Origin of the sequence: Micromonospora sp. CPCC 206061 (assembly GCF_036906915.1) — a bacterium.
Classification (GTDB): Bacteria; Actinomycetota; Actinomycetes; order Mycobacteriales; family Micromonosporaceae; genus Phytohabitans.
The window spans coordinates 1-21,187 of the sequence record NZ_JBAKHX010000066.1 but is presented as its reverse complement, the minus strand read 5'-3'; the positions used below and the strand labels follow the sequence as shown (position 1 = coordinate 21,187).

Sequence of the window (21,187 nt, the reverse complement as noted above, 5' to 3'; positions counted from 1 at the left end):
CACGAAACGATAACGCAGCCCATCATTTGCAGCTTCCGATCAAGCACCAGCTCGCGACGGTGAGGTTGTAGCTCATACCCATCGCCGAGATGCCGCTGTTCTCGCTGCCGCGCCAGCCTCCCGCGGGGTTGGTCCCGACCGAATAGTCCCAGTCCGACCAGTTGAGGGAGCCGTCCTTCCGCACCCCGACGCCGACTCCGTAGCGGCCGAAGGCATAGCTGGTGCTGGCTTTCTCCCGGCCACTGGACTTGTGCGCGTAGCCGATGGTCGGGAAAAGCGAGCCCAGCCCTGGCTTGGCGGGCGTCGTGTTGTACGACGTCAGAACCGAGACCCGACCGTTCTGGATCTTGACCTTGCCGCACATGTGAGACGAGGTGTTGCACACCTGCCAGCTCGCGAACCCGTGCTTCCACAGGTGCTTGCCGATTTTGACGGGACTCGGGAACTTCCAGCTCCAGCCGCCGCCACCACCACTCTTCTTGCCGCTGGGGTTCGCGCCGCACTTCGCCGAGCGTTGCGCGCCGTACTGCTCCACGCAGGCGTTCCACTTCTTCTGTGCCGCCTTCTTCGCCGCCAGCCTGGCCTTCTTCGCCGCCTCCTCGCGGGCCTTCTTCGCGGCGTACTCCCGGGCCAGCCGCCGCGCCTCCGCCGCGATCCGGTTGTCGTGCTGGCGCAGGTCGCCCGGGTACACCTTCTTGGCGGGCCGGTGGTACTTGTAGTAGTTACAGCTGTCGCAGTAGTACGTCGTCTTCTTGCTGCTGCTCTTCTTTTTCTTCTTCTTGCCCTTCGACTTCGACGGCTTGTGGACGTAGTCACCGCTGCAGCCATCGCAGTAGTGGCCACCCGGCAGCACCGCCCACCGGCCGTCCGGGTCGTGCATCGTGACCGGCGTGTTGTTCGAGTAGGCGTACGCGTTCATCTGCTGCGGGTCGTCGTGGTCGACGACCGGGTCGACCGAGAGGAACCGGCCGGTGCCCGCGTCGTACTCCCGCGCGCCGAGATGCGTCAGGCCGCTGCCGTCGACCGTGCCGCCGATGTAGCCCTTCTCCGTCGGCCAGCTCGCCGGTACCGCGCCACGCTGCTCACCGAACGGCAGATACCGCCGCTGCGCGACGGCCAGGTCATCGGCGTCGACCGAGATCTGGGCTGTGCCCAGCCGGTCTTTGGCCTCGAACGACAGGCCGCCGCCGCTCGAACGCACCGCGTTGACCGAGCCGAGCTGATAGAAGCGGGTCGCCGCGACCGCGTTGGTCGACTTCGTCAGCTCCAGTTCGGTGCCGCCCAGGTACAGGGTGACCGTGTCAGAGTCCTTGCGCATCAGGCGGTCGCCGTCCGCGTCGTACAGGAACTCCGACGTCTTCCCGTTCTCCGTCACGGTCGCCAGGTGACCCTCGACGTCCCACGTCAGCGTCTGGCCGGGCCGGGTGGTGGTGTTGCCGGTGGCGTCGTAGCCGTAGCTGGTGGTCTGGCCGCCCGTGGTCATGCTCGTGAGCGCATGCGGGCGGGCCGCACCCGCCGCCGGATACGTGTAGCCGCTCGTCGTGCCAGCACCGGTGGTCGTGTTGTAGTTCGTTTCCGTCAGCCGGTTGCCGGTCTTGTCGTATGTCCACGCTTGCCAGTACGGCGCCGGTCCACCCAGGACGGACGCGCTCGGAGCGGTGGCGCAGCTGTTGTTGGCCGTCCACGCGCTGCTCAGACGCTTCAGGTAGTCGTACGTGAAGCACTGCACGTCGGCGCCGTCGGCGATCTTCGTAACGTTGCCCGACGCGTCGTACGTGTAGTTCACGTCCGCCAGCCGCATCGGCGAGACGCTCCGGTCGACGATCGACCTGCTCAGCTTCCGGGTCGCGTCGTCGTACATGAACGTCTGCACCATCTGTCTACCGGTGACCGCCTGCAGCGTGTACTGCGCCGGCTCCCCGTACGGCGTGTACGTCGCGCCGGTGAGCAGTGTGGACAGTCCGGTCTGGCCGGTGGCCAGGCGCCCATGGGCGTCGTAGCTGTACCGCAGCGTCTCCGCCGCGAGGCCGCCTGCCGCGGGATAGGTGACCAGCAGCGGCAGACCGGTATCCGTGTACCCGGTGTTGGTCCGGAAGGTACCGGCGAGCGCGCCCTCGGCGGACGGGATCGTGACAATGGTGCCGAGTGACCGGTAGCTCAGGTCGTACCCGGTGACCGCGGTGGTGTAAGCGTTTCCGTCGACGTATCGGGTCGACGAGGCCGCGTGCCCCTTGGCAAGGGTGTCCCACGTCCACTCGGCCAGCTTCGTGCCCGACGTCGACCCCTCGTACTGTGCCGTCTTGCGGCCCAGCGCGTCGTAGGTGGACGCCAGTGTCTTGCCCCGGGCGTCGGTCGCCGTGAGCAGTTGGTCGCCGTTGTCGAACGTGTACGACGTGGTGCCCTTGTCGGGGTCCTCGTCCTTGGTCTTCCGGCCGCGCAGGTCGTACGTGTACCGCCAGACGTTGCCGACCGCGTCGGTGACGGAGGCGACGTCGCCACCGCGGGTGTAGGTGTACTTCGTCGCGTCGTACCCGCTGGCCGGCGTCGCCCCGGTGTGTTGCCGCAGCTCGGTCGTGTTGCCTGCGGCGTCCATGACCGTGGTGGTGGCGGTGCCGCCGGCCGGTGGGGTGACCGCCACTCGGTCACCGCCGTAGGTGGTCAGGGTGCGCCACTTCTCGGTGCCGTACGACCGGAAGATCTCGGTGGTCTCCCGCTCGTCGCCGTCGTACACGTAGATGGTCTGCGCCGGCACCGTGTTGTCGGCGACCGTCACGAGCGTGGTGCCGGCCGCGCCGTCGTTCCAGTAGGCGGTGTTCTCACGGGACTTGAGGCCGCGCGAATCGTGGAATGTGTCGGTGATGACCCGGCCGCCCTCGGGCACCGGCCGCTGTGTCTGGCGCTGCCGCAGCCGCCCGTCGAACAGGGCGTACTCGGCGGTGTAGCCGCCGTCGTCGCGGATCGCCTCGCTGGTGACCGCGCTCGGGGCGTCGGTCCGGATCAGGTAGGTGAACTTCTGGCTGGCCGCTTCACCGTCCGCTTTCGACTGGCCGGGCAGCCAGACGGCGGCGAGCTGGCCGAGCGGGTTGTACGTCAGGTCGGTGCGCCGCCCGTTCGCGTCGACGAGGGCGGTCTCGTCGCCCCACGCGGTCTCGTACGTGGTGGTGACCACGTGCCCGAGCGGGTTGGTCGTCACGCTGCTCGTCGCCGGGGCGCCGGTCGCTGGCGTGAACCGGGTGCTGGTCTTCCGGTCCAGCGCATCGAAGCTGTCCAGCGTGCGGCCGTAAATGTCGTACGTGGCCCTGGTCGACTGCACGTACACCGGCGTGGTGCCTGAGTACGAAGCCAGCTCCTGGGTCAGCGTCTCGTCACCCTTGGTCGGCGCGGTGCCGAACGTCGTGGAACCGTCGTAGAAGGTACGTACGTCGGAGAGCACGTCGTTCGGGCGGGAGGGTGTGGCGGTGCAGGCCACGGAGACCCGCTCCTCGCGCGACTTGAAGTTGATCATCATCTTCGACGTGTCCCGGGCGTACGTGGTGCGTACACACTCGTCGTCGTCGCTCCTCGACGTGTCACCCAGATCGTTGGCCTGATACGGCAGGCCGTACGAGTCGTACGACGTCTGCTCCTCGGTGCGTCGCCAGCCACCGGCCGCGAGCGCGAGCCGGTTGCGCTGCTTGCTGACACCGGTGAGGTACGCCTTGTTGGTGCCGCGGGTCGCGGTGGCCGCCGAGACCCAGTAGTCGCGGATCTCACCGTCCAGCACCGCACCGCCAGGCCCGTTGTAAGTGATGGTCTCGCGCGGGTTTCCGGCCAGCGCCTCGTGGTCGGCGACCGCCACACCCTCGGAGTCGGTCACCGTCGCGCTCCGGGTGCCGCTGGACAGCTTGTCGCCGTCCATGCCGCGGTAGTACAGCGTCTCGCTCTGCGACCGCACGTCGCCCGACGCGCCGTGCGTCACCTTCACCCGCGCGAACCCGCGCCACTCGCTCCACGTCCGGTGCTTGGCCGGCGTCAGCTCGTTGTCGTCGTAGTGCCAGGCGCCCCCGCCCAGGTACTCGTAGTCGGTCTGCTCGAGGCCGGCCACACCGGACTGGTCGTCCTGCAGTACCTGCACCGCCACGTACTTGTGGAACCAGTCGAGCTTGGGCGCGGTCGCCCCCTCCGGCGTCCAGTAGTGCGGGAAGCACCGCTTCGTGTTGGAATCCGGTGTCGGCGGGTTCGCACGCGTGCACTCCTTGCCCGAGTAGTTCACCCGCACGTGCCCACCGAACTCGTCGTAGACGTCGCTGACCCGCCACTTGTACATGGGCGGGATGCCTTCTTCGGCGTCGACCCGATTCTCCAGTTGCACGCCCTCGAAGGTGACCGCCGGCAGCGCCGCCGACCCACCGACCTTGCCGGTGCGGGTGATCGACGACAGCCACAGCAGTCGCGACGTGCCGTCGCCGGGCTCGCGGAACTGGTACCGGAGCGCCCACGAGTCGACGTCCTTGTACGTGGTGCCGGACACCAGCACCTTCGTGGTGATCGCCGCGAGCCGCTTGCGCGTCCAGAACGTCGGCGCGAACAGGTCGGTGCACGTCGCGCCCGAGTTGCACTGCTGGTCGTACGGCACGTCCGGCCAGTTCTTCGCCGTGTCCTTGGTGAGGGCTCCGGTGCCGCAGGTAGCGCCGGCAGCGCACCGCTCCTCGACATCGAACGACACCCGCATCGGGGCTGCCGCTGAGTACATCGTGTCCGAGCGCTGGCCGTAGTCGATCCGGCTCAGGTAGCCGTCGCGGTGGTAGGCGGTGCCGGCCGAGGCGGTGCGGTTGCGGCCGTAGTAGTTGGTGACAGGGGTGTAGAAGTACGACATCGCGTTGCCGTTGGAGTCGACGACGTAGTCGAGATTCCACCGCCACGCCTGTGAGCAGTACGACGACGCGAACGTCGAGGCGTGGCACGGCTCCCCCGAGTCGTTGCCGAACACCGGCGCGCTCCACGTGGAGTTCGTGACCTCCTTGCCGCTCGCCCAGCCCGGCAGCCGGTTCAGCCCGAAGAAGTACTGGGTGCCGTCGCGGTCGGTGAGCTTCCAGTGCTCGCCGTCGTTGTCGCCGTTCGTCGCTCCGGTCAGGCGCTCCACCTTGGACGCGTCATCGTTGCGCAGGCGCCACACACCGGTGGTCGCGTCCTTGACCAACTCGACGGTCTTGTCGCCCAGGCTGACGAACGCGTTGTCGGTCTCCCAACACAGGTCGTACGGCTTCGGCGTGGTCGTGACCTCGTCCGAACAGGACTTGTAGCGCCGCTCGATGAAGCCCTCGGACAGGCCCCAGCCCTCACCCACCCACGACGGCTGGTTGTTGGTCGACGCCGTACGGCCGTCGACGCCGCCAGAGTTGTACTTCAGGTCCAGGTCCGGTTCCGGACCGCCGAAAGCCGGTGGCGCGTCCATCTCGTACGACCACGAAAAGTCGCCAGCCGAGCCGCCCACCTCCCAGGAGGACGAGCGCGATAACTGCGTCGCGCTGTAGTCGCCGGAACTGCCCGACGGGGCGGCCGCGGCGGCGAGCACGGCCGCGCTGCTCACCTCCGCCGTCAGCTTGCCGTCCTTGACCGCGTTACGGGTCGGAAGCGGCTTGCTGGCTTGACACTCGGCGCGCTCCGGAGTGGACAGCACGCACGCCGGCAGCTCCACCAGGCGCAGCCGGGACGCCCAGTCGCCGCCGTACGCGTACCGGAAGGCCGAGTAGTCCACCTCGACGGTCATCCTGGAGCGCGCGGTGCTGGGGGTAACGGTGAACAGCAGACCCGGTACGCCGACCCGGTCGGTGGCGCCCCGGTCGAGCACCTTCACCTTGGCGGTGCCGGCGCTCGCGCCGGTCACCCACACCGGCAAGGTGCCGGCCCGCGCCCGGGTCGCACGCAGCGGCACCGTGGCCTCGCCCGCGGCCGGCCAGCTCACCGCCGCCGGGCCCTTCTCGGGCACCGTGGCGACGCGCTGGCGGCGCGGCGTAAACGGCTTCACGGGCACGGACTTCTCCGCCTGCGTCGCGGGCGGCCGCCACGGCTTCTGGGGCGCGGCAGCGGCAGGAGAGGCGACTAACAAACTGGCGGCCATGACTGCGGCGGTGGCCCCAGATGTCCACTTGAGGTACATGTGTTCGCCTCCCTTTACTTGACTAGTCGCCGTTGGCGATCGCGCCATGAATTTCGAAGATCTCCTGGTCGCTGAGGACACCGGAGTAGGTGCGCACATCGTCGATCCCACCGGTCAGGTACTGCGAGACCGTCACGTTGGACGCCTGGCCGCGGCCGATGAGCACGCTGCCGCCCGCATTCCACGCGCTGGCGTGGTACGTCTCGTCCACCGCCTGGCCGTCCACGTACAGCCGCAGCTTGTGTGCCGCGGCGTCGTACACCGCCGCCAGGTGCGTCCACGTGCCGACGGTCGGGCTGGTGAACAGGTCGGTCGCCTCCCGAACCGCCGAACCCGAAGCGTCCGTCGCGGATGTGCGCACCGACCACTGGTACGCGCCGTAGTCGGCGTTCCAGGCCCAGCCGAGGTTGAAGCCGCCCACCGCCGAGCCGAGCTGGCTGACCGCGATCCCGTTCTTGTTCACCGCGTCCGGCCGCACCCAGGCGCTGATCGCGAAGCTGCCGTCGGTGCGCAGCGCCGGAGCCGTCGTGGCGAGGGCACCGGTGCTGCCGTTGACCGCGACCGCGTTGCCGCGGACCCCGGTGGTCCGGGACACGCCGCTCGCCGACCAGGTGGCTGTGCGCCCGCCGACCGCGTCCGCCGCCGTGGTGCCGGAGGTCTCGTCGAGCTTCCAGTGGCTGGTCAGCTTCGGCACCTGCTGCACCTCACCGGGCAACAGCACCCGGTCGTACACCCGCAGCGCGTCGATCTCGCCCGGCCAGTACTCGCCGAGGTTGCCGGCGACCTTCGACCGTCCGATCTGGAGGGCGCCGGTGGCGCTCCACGGCGTCGTGAAGGACGCCGTACCCTCCAGCACGCCGTTGACGTACAGCCTGATCTGCTGCGCGGTGGCGTCGTACACCCCGGCCAGGTGCACCCAGGTGTTGGCCGCCGGCACGGTGGTCGACAGGGCTCGGGTGTACGTCTGGGTGTCGCCGTCCACCGCCGTCCGGTTGAAGATCCACTTGTTGTACGAGCTGGAGTAGTAGAGGGCGAACACGCTGGCCCGGCTGCCCACCTGGGTGACCGCGACCGCGTTGCGGGCCTTGTCGGTCAGCCGTATCCACGCGCTCACCGAAAACGATTTGGTGGTGTCGAGCACCTGGCCGGGCGTCGCCGCGTATCCGCTGGTGCCGTCCAGGCGCAGCGCGCCGCCGGATACACCGTCGACCCAGGTTGCGCCGCCTCCCAGCGCGGCGTGCCGCGCGTTCGGCGAGCTGTCCTCGGCCACCAGGCCGTCTTCGGTCTCGTCCAGCGTCCAGTCACCAGCCGGCCCCGACGGTACGTCCGCGTAGAACACGACGGTAGCCACCGCCGACCTGTTGCCCGCCGTGTCGACGGCGCGCACGTGTATCCAGTTGACGAACCGGTCCGGGGTGACCGCCACGCTCGCCGGCCCGCCGGCCGCCGCCGGTGTCGCCTTCCTGGTCAGCGCCGTCGAGTCGCCGTTCAGCACGTACTCGTACGACGTGACGTCGGTACCGCCGTTCGACCCGATTTCCACTGTGGACGCCCGACCCATCACCGCGTCACCCTCGGCGCCGTCCGGGAACGCCGTCGAGGTGAGCGTCGGGATCGGCGGACGGCTGGTGTCGATCTGGAACTCGCAGAACGGGCTCCACGCGCTGCTGTCGGTGCCGTCCTCGGCGCGCACCCGCCACTTGGCGATCGCCCCGTTGGCGAACGCGCCGGACGGAATCGCCTTCGCCACCGTCGTCGGCTTCTTGCCCGCTACCGACGCCGACGTCCACTCGCCCACCGGCGCCGTACCGTCGACCTTCCACCACTGGAAGTGGGCCATCACCGCGTTGTCGGCGTCGCTGACCGAGGCCCGCAGCGTCGGGGTGGCCGTGCCGATCGCCAGCCGGCCCGAACCCGTCGTGCAGATCGAGGAGCCATCCGTGGTCAGGTTGGTCGGCTTGCCCGGCACCGTGTTGTACACGATCGTGACGGACGGGTTGTTGCGGAAGCGCTTCCACGACAGCGTGTCCTTGTTGGACTCCGCCGTGGCGGACGCCCGCAGGCCCTGGGTGACGTTGCTCCACCCGTTCTTCGCTGAGTTCTTGATCTGCGCCGTCACGTCGAACTCCACGCCGCCGGCGGGGCAGCTCGACGAGAACCCCTTGGCGAAGCTCTTCGCCGCCAGCTTGGTGACCCAGCTCGGCTGCTTGCTCCACGTGGTGGCCGACGAGATGGGGTTGACAGCCCACACCTGCACCTCGCGCGCGGTGCACGAGCGCGACCACACCTCGAACGTCTGGAGTGTGGCCTTGATGATGTGCTTGCCCTTGACACCGGTCGTGTCGAAGCGGAAGAACGACCGGGTCTTCTTCCCGTCGGTGGCGTCGTACCCGACCCGGGCCTCGTCCTCGGCGTCGTTCGCGCCGTTCCAGAACGAAGTCGTCGGCAGGTTGCTCCACACCTGCGTCCACGCCGTACGCGAACCCGACCACGACGGGTCGATGTAGACCGGGTACTTCGTGCGGGCACCGGCCAGCAGAGACCGGTCCGGCACCAGCGCCACCTCGCCGGCACTGAGACCCACCCGCATCGCGCGGACCGTGCCGCCCGGCTTGCGCGCGGCGGTGCCGCTCCCAGACGAGTCCCACATGTACGGCGCAGGCGCCTCGAACACCGGCGTACCCTTCACGTCCACCGCCGCGAGCGCGCCGCCATCGGCAGCCCGTACGGTCACGCCCTTCGTGGCGGTGCCCAGCCGCACCCGCGACAGCGCCGGGTTCCTCGCCGCCGTCGCCGACTTCACCACCAGCAGCTGCGAGAAGCCCTCCACACTGGCCCGTACCGTCAGGTCGACGCCGGGCAGCACCTCGGGGTAAGTGGCCGTGTCGCCGCTGAGCACCGGCTCAGGCAGTCGTCCCGGCCAGCTCAGCGCCAACTCGGTGCCGTCGCGACGCATCCGCACCATCGGCCCGGCACCGCCGCCCGAGAACGCCATGTCCAGTGTGGTCGCCGCGGGCGCGACGGTCCCGTCAGCATTCCTGCGCAGCGTGGTGTCGACCGATACCCAATCGGCGCCGCGACGCACCCGCACCGGGATGACCGACTGCTCCAGCGTGAAGCTGCCGTTGGGGTTCGCGAACACCTGCTGGCGCTCGGTGCGCAGCGCGGTCGCCTCCACGCGCTTGCCCGACGCCACCGCGGCGGCCCGCGCCGCCGCCTCCCCCACCGTGCGCGGTGCCTTCGGCGGCGCGGCCCCCGCCCGCACCGGCACCACCACCGCGGACGCCGCGACGACCGCGCCCACCACCAACCAGCTCCGGGTACGCATGGCGGCAGCATTCACGTAGCGGCCATCACCAGGCCACCACGCCGCCATTTCTCGGCCCACCGAACGCTCTGCTGTCAGCTCCTGTAAAGACCTGTATCAACCGGTAGGCCCGAGGACGCGGAGCCACCATTCTGAACCGCGGTCCTTCCTCCCCTGAAAGGTCGCCGGTGAAGATGCTCGTACTGCTCATCTCCGTGCTGCTGGTCATCACGCTGTTGATCGCGATCTTGGTCACCACCTACGTCTGGTCCTCCAACCCAGACCACAGACTGAGATCGCGCGAGATGCTGCTCGTGCTGCTTGCCAGCATCAACCCCCAGGTCGCCCCGAGTGACATCGTGTCCAGCACGACGGACAACGAGTGCGCATGACGGCAACGGTCACATGCTGTAGTCAACGCTGTCCCGCGCTGCTCGAACCAAGGTCATACGTTGAGTGAGGACCTCATCCAGGCGCTCTCTCGTGAACTTCGGCGCCTGCACCGTCAGGCGGGCGAGCCGAGCTCACGAGATCTGTCATGCGCCCTCGGTCGCGGCGTACTGAGTCACACCACCATCAACGCCATACTCCGCGGCACTCGCGTTCCCAGATGGCAGTCGCTGGAACCGGTCGCCAATGCTCTCGGCGGCGACATCGAGCTGGTCCGACGCCTGTGGACAGCCGCCCGCGACGCCGAGGACGCCGACGTCGGAGCGGCCACAGTACACACGGCGGGAATGTCGGTCGTAGGGCGCCGAGAGGAGTTGGGGCGCCTCACCACATACGTCGACAGCCTCGCGGCTGGCCACGGCGGCGTCGTGCTCATCGAGGGTGAGCCGGGGATAGGCAAGTCAACCCTCCTCCGAGCCGCAAGCTCCGCGGCGGATAAACGCGGGTACCAGGCGTTCTGGGCAACCTGCGACGAGCTGAGCCACCCCATCCCCCTCCTTCCGCTGATCGAGGCCATCGACTCAGCAACCTGGCAGGGGCTTACGAACGACGACCTCGTCACGAGCGCCATGCATCGACTTGTCACCCTGACTGAGGACCTCACGACCGCCGCCCCCGTCGTGCTGGTCGTCGATGACCTGCAGTGGGCCGACCCGGCAACCGTCCGGACCCTGGGGCTGCTGGCTCGGGCCGCCCGGCGCATTCCGTTGCTGCTCGCCTGCGCGATCCGACCGGTGCCCCGCCCCCATCACGTGACTGCGCTGCGCCGTTTGATCGAGCGCACCGGGCGGCTGCGGCTACGCCCCTTCTCGGACGATGAGGTGAACGAGTTCCTCGCTCGCCGGACAGGCGGACGGCCGGGGCCGCAGCTGCGGCATCTGGCCAGCGGGGCTGCCGGCAACCCGCTCTACCTCACCGAGTTGATCTACGCGCTGATTCGAGCGGACGCACTCATCAGCGATGGCGGCCAGGTCGATGCGGCCAGCGGGCCAATCGTCGGCTCTCTCAGGGAAGCGATCGCGGACCGCCTGGATTTCCTGTCATCTCCGCTTCTAAATGTCCTACAGGCCGCGGCTCTGCTCGGTGCCAGGTTCTCGGCGCCTGAATTGGCAGCCGTATCGGCGCTGAACACCATCGAGGTCCTGCCTCTGATCGAGGAGGCAGTCGCAACCGGTGTCCTGCGTGATGCCGGTCAGGAACTCGCCTTCGGGCATCCGATGATCCACGAGGCGCTCTACCACGCGATCCCGTCCGGCATCAGAGCCGCGCGACACCGTCAGGCCGCACACGCTCTGGCTGAGTCGGGTGTCCCAGCCGAGCGGGTCGCGAGGCAGTTGTTCCCTGGACTGGACGGGGGCGAAGTCGCTCCGGTCGAAGAATGGATCAGACCCTGGTTGGTCGAAAACGGCCAACACCTGGTAAATAGGGCACCACAGGCGGCAGTCCGGCTGCTGGGTTGGGCGATCGAGGGCTTGCCGAATGTCGACCCCCCACGTGCCTTCCTGACCTCCCTACTCGCCGATGCCCTATCCCGCGTCGGTGATGCCGTGGGCGCGATCCGCGTAGCCAGTAGCGCGTTGACGTGGGTGGCAGACGCGGATGTGCTAGTCGCGCTGCACTGGACACTCGCACATTGCCTGCCTCGAGCCGGGCGACCGGATGAGGTGATCGCGATTCTGGAGCCCACGGTGAGCACGCAGCCGATGGATCCGACGCATCGGGCTCGGCTGTTGGTGCTCATGGCCCGAACACACTGTTCCCGGGGCCGGGTAGACAAAGCCGCCGAGCTCGCAGAGGCGGCGCTTTCGCTCGCGACCACCGTCAACGATCGATGGGCCACCAGCTGGGCACTCGCTGTCCAGACGATCGTGTACGGGATGCAGGGAGACCCGGAAGCCGCGCTGCCATTGTTCGATCAGGCGATCGCACTGACGGACGACGATCCGCCGCTGGCCGACCTCCGCCTCATGTTGAAGATCAACCAAGCGGTGACGTACGGCAACATCGACCGCTACGACCTCGCCATCCCCATAGCCGAGGACGCCAGACAGGCTTCCCGCGCGGCAGGCAACGTGGCGCGACTGATCCCGGCCGAAGCGCTTCTCCAAGAGCTGAAGTTCGACATCGGCCGCTGGGAAGACGTCACAGCCGAAAGTGGCCTTACGCACGCCCGTGGTGATCCTTTCGCGGGTTGTGTCCGACATAGTGTTGCGGCGTGTGTGGCGATGCATCGCGGCGACCCGGCGGCTGACCGCTACCTCGCTGAGGCCGCCGAGTTTGGAGCCAGTCTCGGCGGCCGTCTTGTGGCAACGCACGTGCTCGCGAAGAGCCTGTGGCGCGAACAAGCTGCCGCGCTTGGTGAAGCCTTGGACGTCCTTCTCGCCGCGCTGTCAGCGAGTGAGGACAACGAGGTCGTTACGCACCTACTTGTCGATGCCGCTCGACTCGCCATGCGGGTAGAAGATCGTGAAGTCGCGCGCGCGGTCACCGACCGCGCGGAGTCCTTGACGCGCGGTTCGAAACTCCCCCGGCTGTCAACCGTTGCGCTCCATTGCCGCGGTCTTGTCAGCAACGACCCACAGCTCCTGCTCGAGGCCGCACACCGACATCGGGATGGCGGCAGGCCGCTGCCCGCTGCCCAGGCATTCGAAGGGGCGGCCTCCGCGTTCGCTGATACTGGTGACCTGCTCCAGGCCGAACGCCAGTTGGACGAGGCCGCCGTCCGCTACACCGCCCTAGAGGCAACATGGGACCTCGCGCGCCTGGACGAGCAGCGGCGCAGGCACTACCGCTAGGGGCGGGCCAGGGACCAGGCTCGTACGCCGCCGATGATGCCGGCCGTGTTGGGCACGATGACCACGTCGTCGCCCATACGTTCGAGCTGCTCAGGGCGGATGCGCCGGGAGTTGCCGCCACCGATGTACAGGCGGTCCCAGAGGAAGACCGGCCGCAACCCCTCGACGATGGTCCGGATGCGCCGCGACCAGAACGCGTCGCCCAGCCGGCGGCGTTCGTGCTCGCCGATGTACGTGTCGTAGCTCAGCCCCCAGCGCACCGGCGCCTGCGACAGCTCAAGGTGCGGGGCCAGCACGCCGCCGTCGAAGAGCGCGCAGCCGAGCCCGGTGCCGAGCGTCAGCACCAGCTCCAGGCCGGTGCCGGCGACCACGCCCGCGCCGTGCACCTCGGCGTCGTTGAGCACGAGCGTCGGCACGCCGAACGCCTCAGCGAGCGCGGTGCGGGCGTCGAATCCCTCCCACTGGACGACCAGGTCGGGGTCGACCTTGGTACGCGGGCCGTTGCGGGTCACGTAGTGCGGGGTGGCTACCACGACGCCGTGCCGGATCATCCCGGGCATGCCCACGGTGGCCCGGTCGGCTGCGGGTAGCTTGCCGCCGAGATCCTTGAGCGTCTGCACGAAGAGTGCCGGCGGCAGCGGGTACGGCGTGGGCACCCGCACCGGATGGGCCCGCATGGTGCCGGCCTCATCCAGGACGGATGCCTTGATACCGCCCCCACCGCAGTCGATCGCAAGCGTGGTGGTCACGCCCCGATCATCGCACCGGAGGCCCTTCCACGCTCCGGGCGCGAGCCGCCCTCCCGATCACTGTGTGCAACGACACGTCACAGGTCACGCGAACGCTCGCGCCGCTGCGCCCTGCTTCCCGGGAGGAAACGGTTACACACCGCAACCTTCAGGGCCGCCGGCCAGCCTTCCCCAACCGTGTAGTCGCAGGTGGAGGAAGGTTTCCTAGAGGGAAGCAGGGCAAGGCCGCGCCCGAGCAATGGTGCGGCCACCGCACTCAAGTGCGGAGAGTAACCACAACCCAGCGGAACGCTCAGTTACGGTCGGCTGGCAGCGGGCGGCGCATCGCCACACGAGCGCCGCGCCGTCGAACTCCCAGCGTGAGCGTCGATCAAGGGCCGAACGCCATCGAGTCAAGGGCTCGCTCAACCCAACGGCGTCGATCATGGAGATCCCCATCGATCAAGGGCGAACGCACGCGGAAAAGAGATCCAACCGCGTGCGTTTGCCCTTGATCGACGGAGCGCCGTTAGGTCACGGTGCATACGGCGTTGTTCAGGCGGAACTCGGTGGGCCTCGCGTTGGTGCCGGAGTAGCTGGCCTGGAAGCCGAACGTCACGCTGGCATTCGTCGCGATGGTGCCATTCCAGGAGACGTTTCGGGCGGTCACGGAGGTGCCGCTCTGGGTGACCGTGGAGTTCCACGCGTTGCTGATCGTCTGGTTGCCGCCAAAGCTCCACGTCAGCGTCCACGCGTTGGTTGTGGGGCCCCGGTTGGTGACGGTGACGTTCGCGGTGAAGCCGTTGCTCCACTGGTTGACCTGGTACCCGACCACGCAGTTCCCGGCGCCGGGCGGCGGTGTGGTCGGTGTCGGCGTGGTGGGCGGCGGTGTGGTGGGCGGAGGGGTCGTGGGCGGAGGCGTGGTCGGCGGAGGGCTCGTCGGCCCGCCGACCGGCGCGAAGCGCAAGATCCGGTCGTCGGTGGCGGCGGGCGTGCCGCGACCGTCGCGGTTGCTGGTGGCGACCCAGAGGTATCCGTCGGGAGCCACGGCCACCGTACGCAGCCGGCCGAACTGGCCCTGGAGCTGGGCGGTCGGGGTGCCGGCGCCGCCGTTGCCGGTCAACGGCACGAGCCAGAGCCGGGTACCGCGCAGCGCGGCGACCAGCAGCGTGTTGCCGTCCACGGCCGCGCCGCTGGGGGACGCCTCAGCGGTGGTCCACTGCACGATCGGGTCACGGAAGCGCGGGTCACCTGCCCGGCCCTCGACGGTGGGCCAGCCGTAGTTGCCCCCGGCAACGATGTGGTTGACCTCGTCCCAGGTGTTCTGCCCGAACTCGCTCGCGTACAGCCGGCCGGCCGAGTCCCAGGACAGGCCCTGCACGTTGCGGTGGCCCAGGCTGTAGACCAGGGAGCCGGAGGTCGGATTGTCCGGCGGCACGCTGCCGTCGGGGCGCATCCTCAGGATCTTGCCGTTGCGGCTCTGCGGATTCTGCGAGCTGGCGGTGTTGCCGGCGTCGCCCACGCCCGCGTACAGCATGCCGTCGGGGCCGAACGCGATCCGGCCACCGTCGTGGATGCTGGCCCGGGCGAGCCCGGTCAGGATGGGCGTCTGGGTCTGTGGGGTGTCCAGCCGGAACCGGACGATCCGGTTGTCGGAGCTCGACGTGAAGTACGCGTAGACCAGGTTGTCCTGCGCGAAGGTCGGCGACACAGCCAGCCCGAGCAGGCCCGCCTCCCCCGTGGCGGAGACGCCGTTGATCGTGGCGACCTGCTGGGGCGCCTGCCCGACCTGGACGCGCAGCACCCGGGCGGTGTTGCGCTCGCTGACCAGCGCGCTGCCGTCCGGCAGGAACGCAAGGCCCCACGGTATCTGGAGGTTGGACGCCACAGTCTGCGGCTGCGACCAGTTGAAGTTACCGTTGGCGAGTGGCACCACCGGCCCGGGATCCTCGACGGTCGCGGCGGCGGCCAGGCCGGCCCCGCCCGCGCCGATCACCAGGGCCGCGAAGCCAGCCACGGCTAGACGTGTACGCACGATCCACTCCCTCGCTCAGACAGTGATCATTGTCAATGTAGCACTCGTCTTGACAGCCGTCGATTCGATCGGTAAACCGCAGCGGTGGGGTCTGAGCTCGACGTCGTACGCACCGTGATCTCCCGGGTGGGCGGGCGGCAGCGCCGGGTGCGCGTCACGCACCCCTGGCACACCGCCGAACGGCCCGGTTCGGTGCTCACCAGCGGCGTCGCGGCGGGCGCCATGGCGGTCGTGCTGACGTGCCTCGCCGCGCCGCTGCTGTCCAGCTTCGTGCGCACCCCGGTGCCGAAACCGGTCGCCCTGGTCTTCGGGTGCGGCCTGGCGATCGGCGCGGTCGCGGCGGCGTACGTGGCGGTCCGGGCGGTGTACGCGGGCGCCCGCAACATAACCGGCCGGCACACCGTCGAGGGCGTGGTCATCGACCGGCTCAGCCGCCAGTACGGCGAGGAGATCTACAGCGTGGCCGTGGACGACGGCACCCACGACGAGATCGTCGCGTGGACGGTCGGCAGGGCGGACTACGACCGGCTCGCCGAAGGCACCCCCGTCCGAGCCGTCGTCTCCGCCGACGGCCGCTACGTGTACCAGATCGCCCCTTAGCGCCCCGGCCCCGCGGCGAAGGCGCGCCGGCGGTGACTGGCCCCTGGAGAGGCCCCTGGTCGCGACGGACGCCGCTGGCATACAGATCTTCACGTATAGCGACGCCGCCCGCCAAGATCTGCTCGCAGAACTCGCCCGCGCTGGCGCTTCGGCGGATCTCGCGGGGTGTGGCCGGGCATGCGCCACCGCGGCCGCGGTGGCGGTGGCGGTGGCGGTGGCGAAACTTGCCGAGCGCTATTCGCCCTAACTCGCAAGATCTCGCGAGCGGCGGCGCTGGCGCCGCCGTCAAGAAAGCGCCCATCGACGCGATGGTCCACCGACCGCGGGCGCGGGCCCGCCACACCTGCCCGCTACAGGCCGCCGTCGATCAAGGGCATCCGCATCGATCAAGGGCAAACGCACGCGGAAAAGAGATCGAACCACGTGCATTCGCCCTTGATCGACGGCAAGGGGGCGCGCGAGCAGTGTGGGGTGGGGGTCAGTGGTGGCCGTCGGCCGCGTCGAACCAGGTCAGGACGCGGTGCCAGGCCTCTGTGGCGGCGTGGGGGTTGAAGCGGGCACCGGTGTCGTTGAAGAAGGCGTGGTCGGCCTCGGTTAACGTCAGCAGCTCGTACTTCAGCCGGGCCGCGTCGAGCGCCGCCCTGGCCGCGGCCCGGGTCGCGTTGACGCGCGTGTCGAGCCCGCCGTAGACGCCGAGTACCGCCGCGCGGGACCCGGAAAGGTCGCCGTCGGTCGGGAACGGGCCGTAGAAGGGCGCGGCCGCCGCCAGGCGCGGCTCGTTGGACGCGAGCAGGCGCCACACCATGGCACCGCCGAAGCAGAAGCCGATCGCGGCCAGCTTCCTGCCGCGGACGCGCCGCTTGAGCTCGGTGACGCTGGCCTTCATGTCGGCGACGAAGCGCTCCGGCGGGATGGCCGACAGGGCGGCGGCGACCTCGGCCTCGCCGGGGAACGCCCCGGTGCCGCCCTCCTCGGAGAGCAGGTCGAGCGCCAGCGCCGAGTACCCGCTGGCGGCGAGCCGGCCGGCGACCGTGCGGATGTGCTCGGTCAGTCCGCGGTTCTCGTGGATGACCAGGACGCCGCCGCGCGGCTTGGCGGCGGCCGCCCAGGCGGCCAGCAACGGCCCGCGCGGGCCGGCGAACGTGATCGACTCGCGGGGCACGGGCGCCCAGCTGGTCTCGGCCGCGCCGCGCCCGCTGCCCTGAGTCTCCGGGCTCGCGGACGCCGGTGCGGTGGCGAACGTGGCCAGGAGCCCCGTAGCCGCCGCTCCGCTCAGGCCGAGCAGGCCCAGCCGCCGCACCGCCTCCCGTCGCGTGATGAGCCCGTCGGCGAGGTCTTCCGCGACCTCCTCGGCGAGGTACCGCTGAAGCTCCGTCATGGCCCCTCCCTCAGATTTTTTCAGACCGGCCTAACGGAACGACGATAACGCCCTTCGATGCCTCGGCGGCGGTCGTCGCGCAGGTTGCGTTCCGCGCGGACGAATCGGCGGGTGGAGCGCTACGGGGTGAGCGCGGGAAAGGGCTCGCCACGGTTGAGGGCGTCGATCAGGGCGAGCACCGTCCGGGGGCCGCCACCCGCGTCCACGTACCGGCTGACCCGGCACGCCGCCTTGGCGTACACCTGCTCGTCGGCCTTCGCGGTGCGCAACCACTCCGCGAGCGTCTCCGGCAACGCCTCGGCGGAGCCCGAAGCGACCCGGCACCGGTCCCCGCCGGTGTCCGGCAGCAGGTACCGCTCGTCGCCTGCGACCAGCACCGCCAGGCCCTCGTCGAACCATTGGGGCACGTGTCCGGCATCGAGGCGTTGGTGCAGCTCGACGTGTGCCACCCACGGCCTCGACCCGGTCGGCGAGGCCCCGCAGCCCGCTGCCGCCGGCGTTGTCCGCGCCTCCGACGCCGTCGTCCACGATCTCGATCCTCACCCGCCCGCGCCGTTCCGCCAACCGGACGCGGACGGCGGTGGCCCGTGCGTGTTTCGCCACGTTCGCGAGCGCCTCCGCGACCACGTAGTACCCGGCCAGTTCGACGGCCTCCGGCAGCCGCCCGTCGCGCGCGTGCCACTCGACCTCTACCGGTACCGGCGAAGCCCACGCCAGCTCCGCGACGCCCGCGCGGAGCCCGCGCTCGACGAGGACGCCGGGATGGACGCCCTGGCTCAGGCGGCGCAGCTCGTCCACCGCCGTGGCCAGGCCCGCCCGGGCCTCGGCCAGCGCGGCGCTCGCCGCCGGGTCGCCGGACAGCCGCGACTGTGCGACGCCCAGCGCGAACGCCACCGACACCAGGCGCTGCTGCGCGCCGTCGTGCAGGTTTCGCTCGATGCGCCGCCGCTCGGCGGCGCCGAGCCGCGCGGTGAGGCCTTCCAGCTGGTCACTGGCCAGGAATCCGAACGGCACGGCCGCGAACGCGGCCGAGAACACCACCCACAGCGCCAGCGCGAGGTCGGGCGCCAGCCAGCCGCTGGCGAGATTGCCGACCAGCGCCGCGCACGCCACCAGCGCGGCGCACCAGACGACGCCACCGCGGGCGCAGGCACGCGACCAGGCCGGCGAGGCCGAACGACCAGCCCACGACCGGGGTGAGCACGACGTGCAGCACGCTCACGCCGCCGCCGCGACCGACAACGACGACCGTCAGCGCCGTTGCGACGACGACGAAGACCGCTGTGGCGGCCCTCGCGGCGCCGGTCACCTGCCGAGCACCACCACGATGAGGCCGGGTGGGTCCTGCTCCGCGAGGCGGGTCGCCTCCAGCGGGGGCGCGCTCAGGCTCACGGTGGGGAAGGGCGCGGCAAGATCGGCGGCTCGCACGGCATCACCCTATCCGGCGCGGAACCGTGGCCTGCGGACATAGGCCGACATTGACAGGCGCCGTTACGATGGGTGTTTGGTTCGTCGCCAACCGGAGTGTCGTGACGCGTATGGCCGATAGTTATGACTACGCGACCAAGCTCACCCGGGAAGAGGCGGCTGTCGACCTGGTCGTCCACGACCGGCTCGGGGTGCGTGACCGGCTCGTGGAACTCGCTGGCGAAGCCGCACGCAGGTACGGTTTCAGCCTCACCCGCCTGTCGAGGCCGCCCACCTCGCGGGAGCTCGCGCGGGGCCTGCACCATCTGATGACGGTGTGGGACGGGCCATTGGACGAAGCGTTGCTGGACGCCACATCGGGCCGGCTCGGCGAGGCGTACGACACGGCGAGCATCGCCTTCGCGTATCCGGACGCGCGAGCGTCCCGCGAGGCCATCCCCGCGATCGACGCCGTCAAGCGCGCCACCCACGACCGGCTGAATATCATCCGGCCCGACCTGACGCTCGGCGAGACGTTCCTCGTCTCCAACTTCAAAATCATCGACGCGATGATCGCGGAGTCGGTCCGCGTACGGTACGAGCCGCACCAGGCCGGAACGGAGCTGCCACCGGGCCTGCGCGACCGCGTCCTGCCCTTCTTTCGCGCCGCCTCCGACCGGATCAAGGCCGGCCAGTTGTGGCACCGCGGCCCCGGCGACGGCTGCATCGCGGTCCGCACCGACGAGGGCCTGGTCGTCACGGCGACCCGCACCTGCAAGGCGCCGCTGGATGAGAGCCGTCTCGTGCTCGTGGAGCGCTACGACGAAGCGTCCAACGTCTTGACCTTCCGCGGGCCCGCGCTGCCGTCCGCCGACTCGGTCGAGCTGTTCGTCCTCACCGAGCGGCTGCCGCACATGTGGGCGTTCATCCACACTCACGCCAGCCGGCAGATCACCCGTAACCCGGAGTTCGAGCGCGGCTTTCGCCTCGGCCGCCGGCCCTGCGGTGAGCCCGCCCTGGGCCACGAGATGGCCGGGCTGCTCCGCGGACGCGGACACGGCCTGATCGTCATCGAGGAACATGGCGAGATCTTCATCGGCTCCCAGCCGCCAACTGAGTACTTCGCCTGGCTCGACGAAACCCTCGCCGCCACCCACCCATAGCCCGCCCCGCCCACCCCCACCCCTGCCCGCACCTCAGCGCGCGCTCTCCCCGCCGATCAAGGGCAAACGCGCGTGGTTCGATCTCATTTCCGCGTGCGTTTGCCCTTGATCCACGCAGAGTCCCTTGATCGGCGGGAAGGCGCGACGTGCCTCAGCGTCTGCCCTGCGGGGTCAGTCGCGGACGTAGTAGTGGTCGTTGATGTCGTCGTAGCGGCCGCCACCGCGGCAGCAGCGCCTGAAACCGGCGCCCGGAGCCGCACGGGCAGGGATCGTTTCCGCCCAGCTTCTCGACCAACTCGGTGTCGACGCCGACGACGCGGTCGCCGCGCTTGACCTGGGTCTCGCTAGAGGGAACCCCTGCGGCGCTTGCTGGTCGGCTCAAAAGGACGCCTCGGCGTCGTGGTCGTGGTACATGGCTGCCTCCTCCATCGAGGTCAACGAACGCGCCAAGCATAGAAATCACCATCACCACGCGCGACTGGTTTGTGTCATCTCGGTGACCCGCCCTACGTCTGGCCTATTCGGACCGACCGAACGGCCAATACACGCGATTTTGGAAACGGAAGCACCCCTTGTCGCGTCTCCAGGTAGCTGACCGACACGGGGGGATACGCATGACACCATGGGCAGAACGTTGGGTACCGAAACGGCTCCACTGGGTGCCCGCGCACTGGCCCGTGCTGGTGATTTTCGCGGCCGGGGCCGCTGCTGCGGTTGCTGACGACGCTCGCGTACTCGCCCGGCCTGTGGTTCACCGGCGACTCGAGTGTCTACCTGGGCGCGGCGTACACGCTGGTCCCCAACGCGGCGCGGCCAATGGGGTACTCCTGGTTTCTGTGGCTCCTGCTGCCGTTTCACTCCGTGCGGCTCGTCGTCGTCGTGCAGCACCTGATCGGGCTGGCGGTCGCGGCAACGTTGTACGCCTTCATGGTGCGCCGCGGTGTGCGGCGCTGGATCGCCACGGCGGCGGTGGCGGTCTTCCTACTGGACGCGCGCACGGCGTTGCTGGAGCAGTTTCTGCTGGCCGAGGCGCTGTTCACCGCGCTGCTGGTCGGTGGGATGCTCGCGTTGTGCTGGTCGCGGCGCCCCGGCGTCGTGGCCTGTGGCGGGGCGGGCCTGCTGCTCGCGGCCGCGACGACCACCCGCACCGTCGGGCTGCCGCTGATAGGCATCGCCGTGCTGTAT

At 69.6% G+C, this 21,187-nt stretch carries 12 protein-coding genes and 2 pseudogenes; 5 read left to right on the top strand and 9 right to left on the bottom strand.

Annotated elements, in window-relative coordinates; genetic code table 11:
• Positions 1–22: 22 nt before the first annotated feature.
• Both V6V89_RS31225 and V6V89_RS31220 read right to left on the bottom strand, forming a co-directional pair.
• Positions 23–6,013 (bottom strand): RHS repeat-associated core domain-containing protein, encoded by a 5,991-nt coding sequence (locus V6V89_RS31225; protein WP_334623110.1) that lies wholly within the window; start codon positions 6,011–6,013, stop codon positions 23–25.
• A gap of 148 nt (positions 6,014–6,161) precedes the next feature.
• Entirely contained in the window at positions 6,162–9,467 is a 3,306-nt protein-coding gene (locus V6V89_RS31220) for a LamG-like jellyroll fold domain-containing protein (protein WP_334623109.1), read from the bottom strand.
• Between the two features lie 167 nt (positions 9,468–9,634).
• On the opposite strand from V6V89_RS31220, the gene V6V89_RS31215 reads away from it, so the two are divergent.
• Both V6V89_RS31215 and V6V89_RS31210 read left to right on the top strand, forming a co-directional pair.
• Positions 9,635–9,838 carry a hypothetical protein gene (locus tag V6V89_RS31215; RefSeq protein ID WP_334623108.1) on the top strand — a complete coding sequence of 68 codons (204 nt, stop codon included), beginning with the start codon at positions 9,635–9,637 and terminating at the stop codon, positions 9,836–9,838.
• Positions 9,839–9,898: 60 nt separating this feature from the next.
• Entirely contained in the window at positions 9,899–12,691 is a 2,793-nt protein-coding gene (locus tag V6V89_RS31210; RefSeq protein ID WP_334623107.1) for an ATP-binding protein, read from the top strand.
• Here the strand turns inward: V6V89_RS31210 and V6V89_RS31205 are convergent.
• Both V6V89_RS31205 and V6V89_RS31200 read right to left on the bottom strand, forming a co-directional pair.
• Positions 12,688–13,440 (bottom strand): ROK family protein, encoded by a 753-nt coding sequence (locus tag V6V89_RS31205; RefSeq protein ID WP_334623106.1) that lies wholly within the window; start codon positions 13,438–13,440, stop codon positions 12,688–12,690. The genes V6V89_RS31210 and V6V89_RS31205 overlap by 4 nt on opposite strands.
• Before the next feature lie 508 nt (positions 13,441–13,948).
• Positions 13,949–15,454: a PQQ-dependent sugar dehydrogenase gene (locus V6V89_RS31200; protein WP_334623105.1), complete on the bottom strand. Its 1,506-nt coding sequence runs from the start codon at positions 15,452–15,454 to the stop codon at positions 13,949–13,951.
• 84 nt (positions 15,455–15,538) lie between these two features.
• Between V6V89_RS31200 and V6V89_RS31195 the strand changes: the two genes are divergently transcribed.
• Positions 15,539–16,054, top strand: coding sequence for a hypothetical protein (locus V6V89_RS31195; RefSeq protein ID WP_334623104.1), 516 nt, complete (start codon positions 15,539–15,541; stop codon positions 16,052–16,054).
• Between the two features lie 478 nt (positions 16,055–16,532).
• Here V6V89_RS31195 and V6V89_RS31190 read toward each other — a convergent pair whose 3' ends face one another.
• From V6V89_RS31190 to V6V89_RS31175, 4 genes and pseudogenes are all read right to left on the bottom strand, one after another.
• Entirely contained in the window at positions 16,533–17,432 is a 900-nt protein-coding gene (locus tag V6V89_RS31190; RefSeq protein ID WP_334623103.1) for a dienelactone hydrolase family protein, read from the bottom strand.
• Between the two features lie 119 nt (positions 17,433–17,551).
• On the bottom strand, positions 17,552–17,881 hold the full coding sequence (locus V6V89_RS31185; protein ID WP_334623102.1) for a hypothetical protein: 330 nt from the start codon (positions 17,879–17,881) through the stop codon (positions 17,552–17,554).
• A 364-nt stretch (positions 17,882–18,245) separates the two neighbouring features.
• Positions 18,246–18,326, bottom strand: a pseudogene (locus V6V89_RS41900) (hypothetical protein); the annotation flags it as partial.
• Positions 18,327–18,737: 411 nt separating this feature from the next.
• Positions 18,738–18,860 (bottom strand): hypothetical protein, encoded by a 123-nt coding sequence (locus tag V6V89_RS31175; RefSeq protein WP_334623099.1) that lies wholly within the window; start codon positions 18,858–18,860, stop codon positions 18,738–18,740.
• 110 nt (positions 18,861–18,970) lie between these two features.
• On the opposite strand from V6V89_RS31175, the gene V6V89_RS31170 reads away from it, so the two are divergent.
• Positions 18,971–20,002: a hypothetical protein gene (locus V6V89_RS31170; RefSeq protein ID WP_334623098.1), complete on the top strand. Its 1,032-nt coding sequence runs from the start codon at positions 18,971–18,973 to the stop codon at positions 20,000–20,002.
• A 151-nt stretch (positions 20,003–20,153) separates the two neighbouring features.
• Here the strand turns inward: V6V89_RS31170 and V6V89_RS41895 are convergent, their stop codons facing one another.
• Entirely contained in the window at positions 20,154–20,456 is a 303-nt protein-coding gene (locus tag V6V89_RS41895) for an SEC-C metal-binding domain-containing protein (protein WP_442935255.1), read from the bottom strand.
• Between the two features lie 260 nt (positions 20,457–20,716).
• On the opposite strand from V6V89_RS41895, the pseudogene V6V89_RS31165 reads away from it, so the two are divergent.
• Positions 20,717–21,187 (top strand): annotated as a pseudogene (locus V6V89_RS31165) (hypothetical protein); the annotation flags it as partial.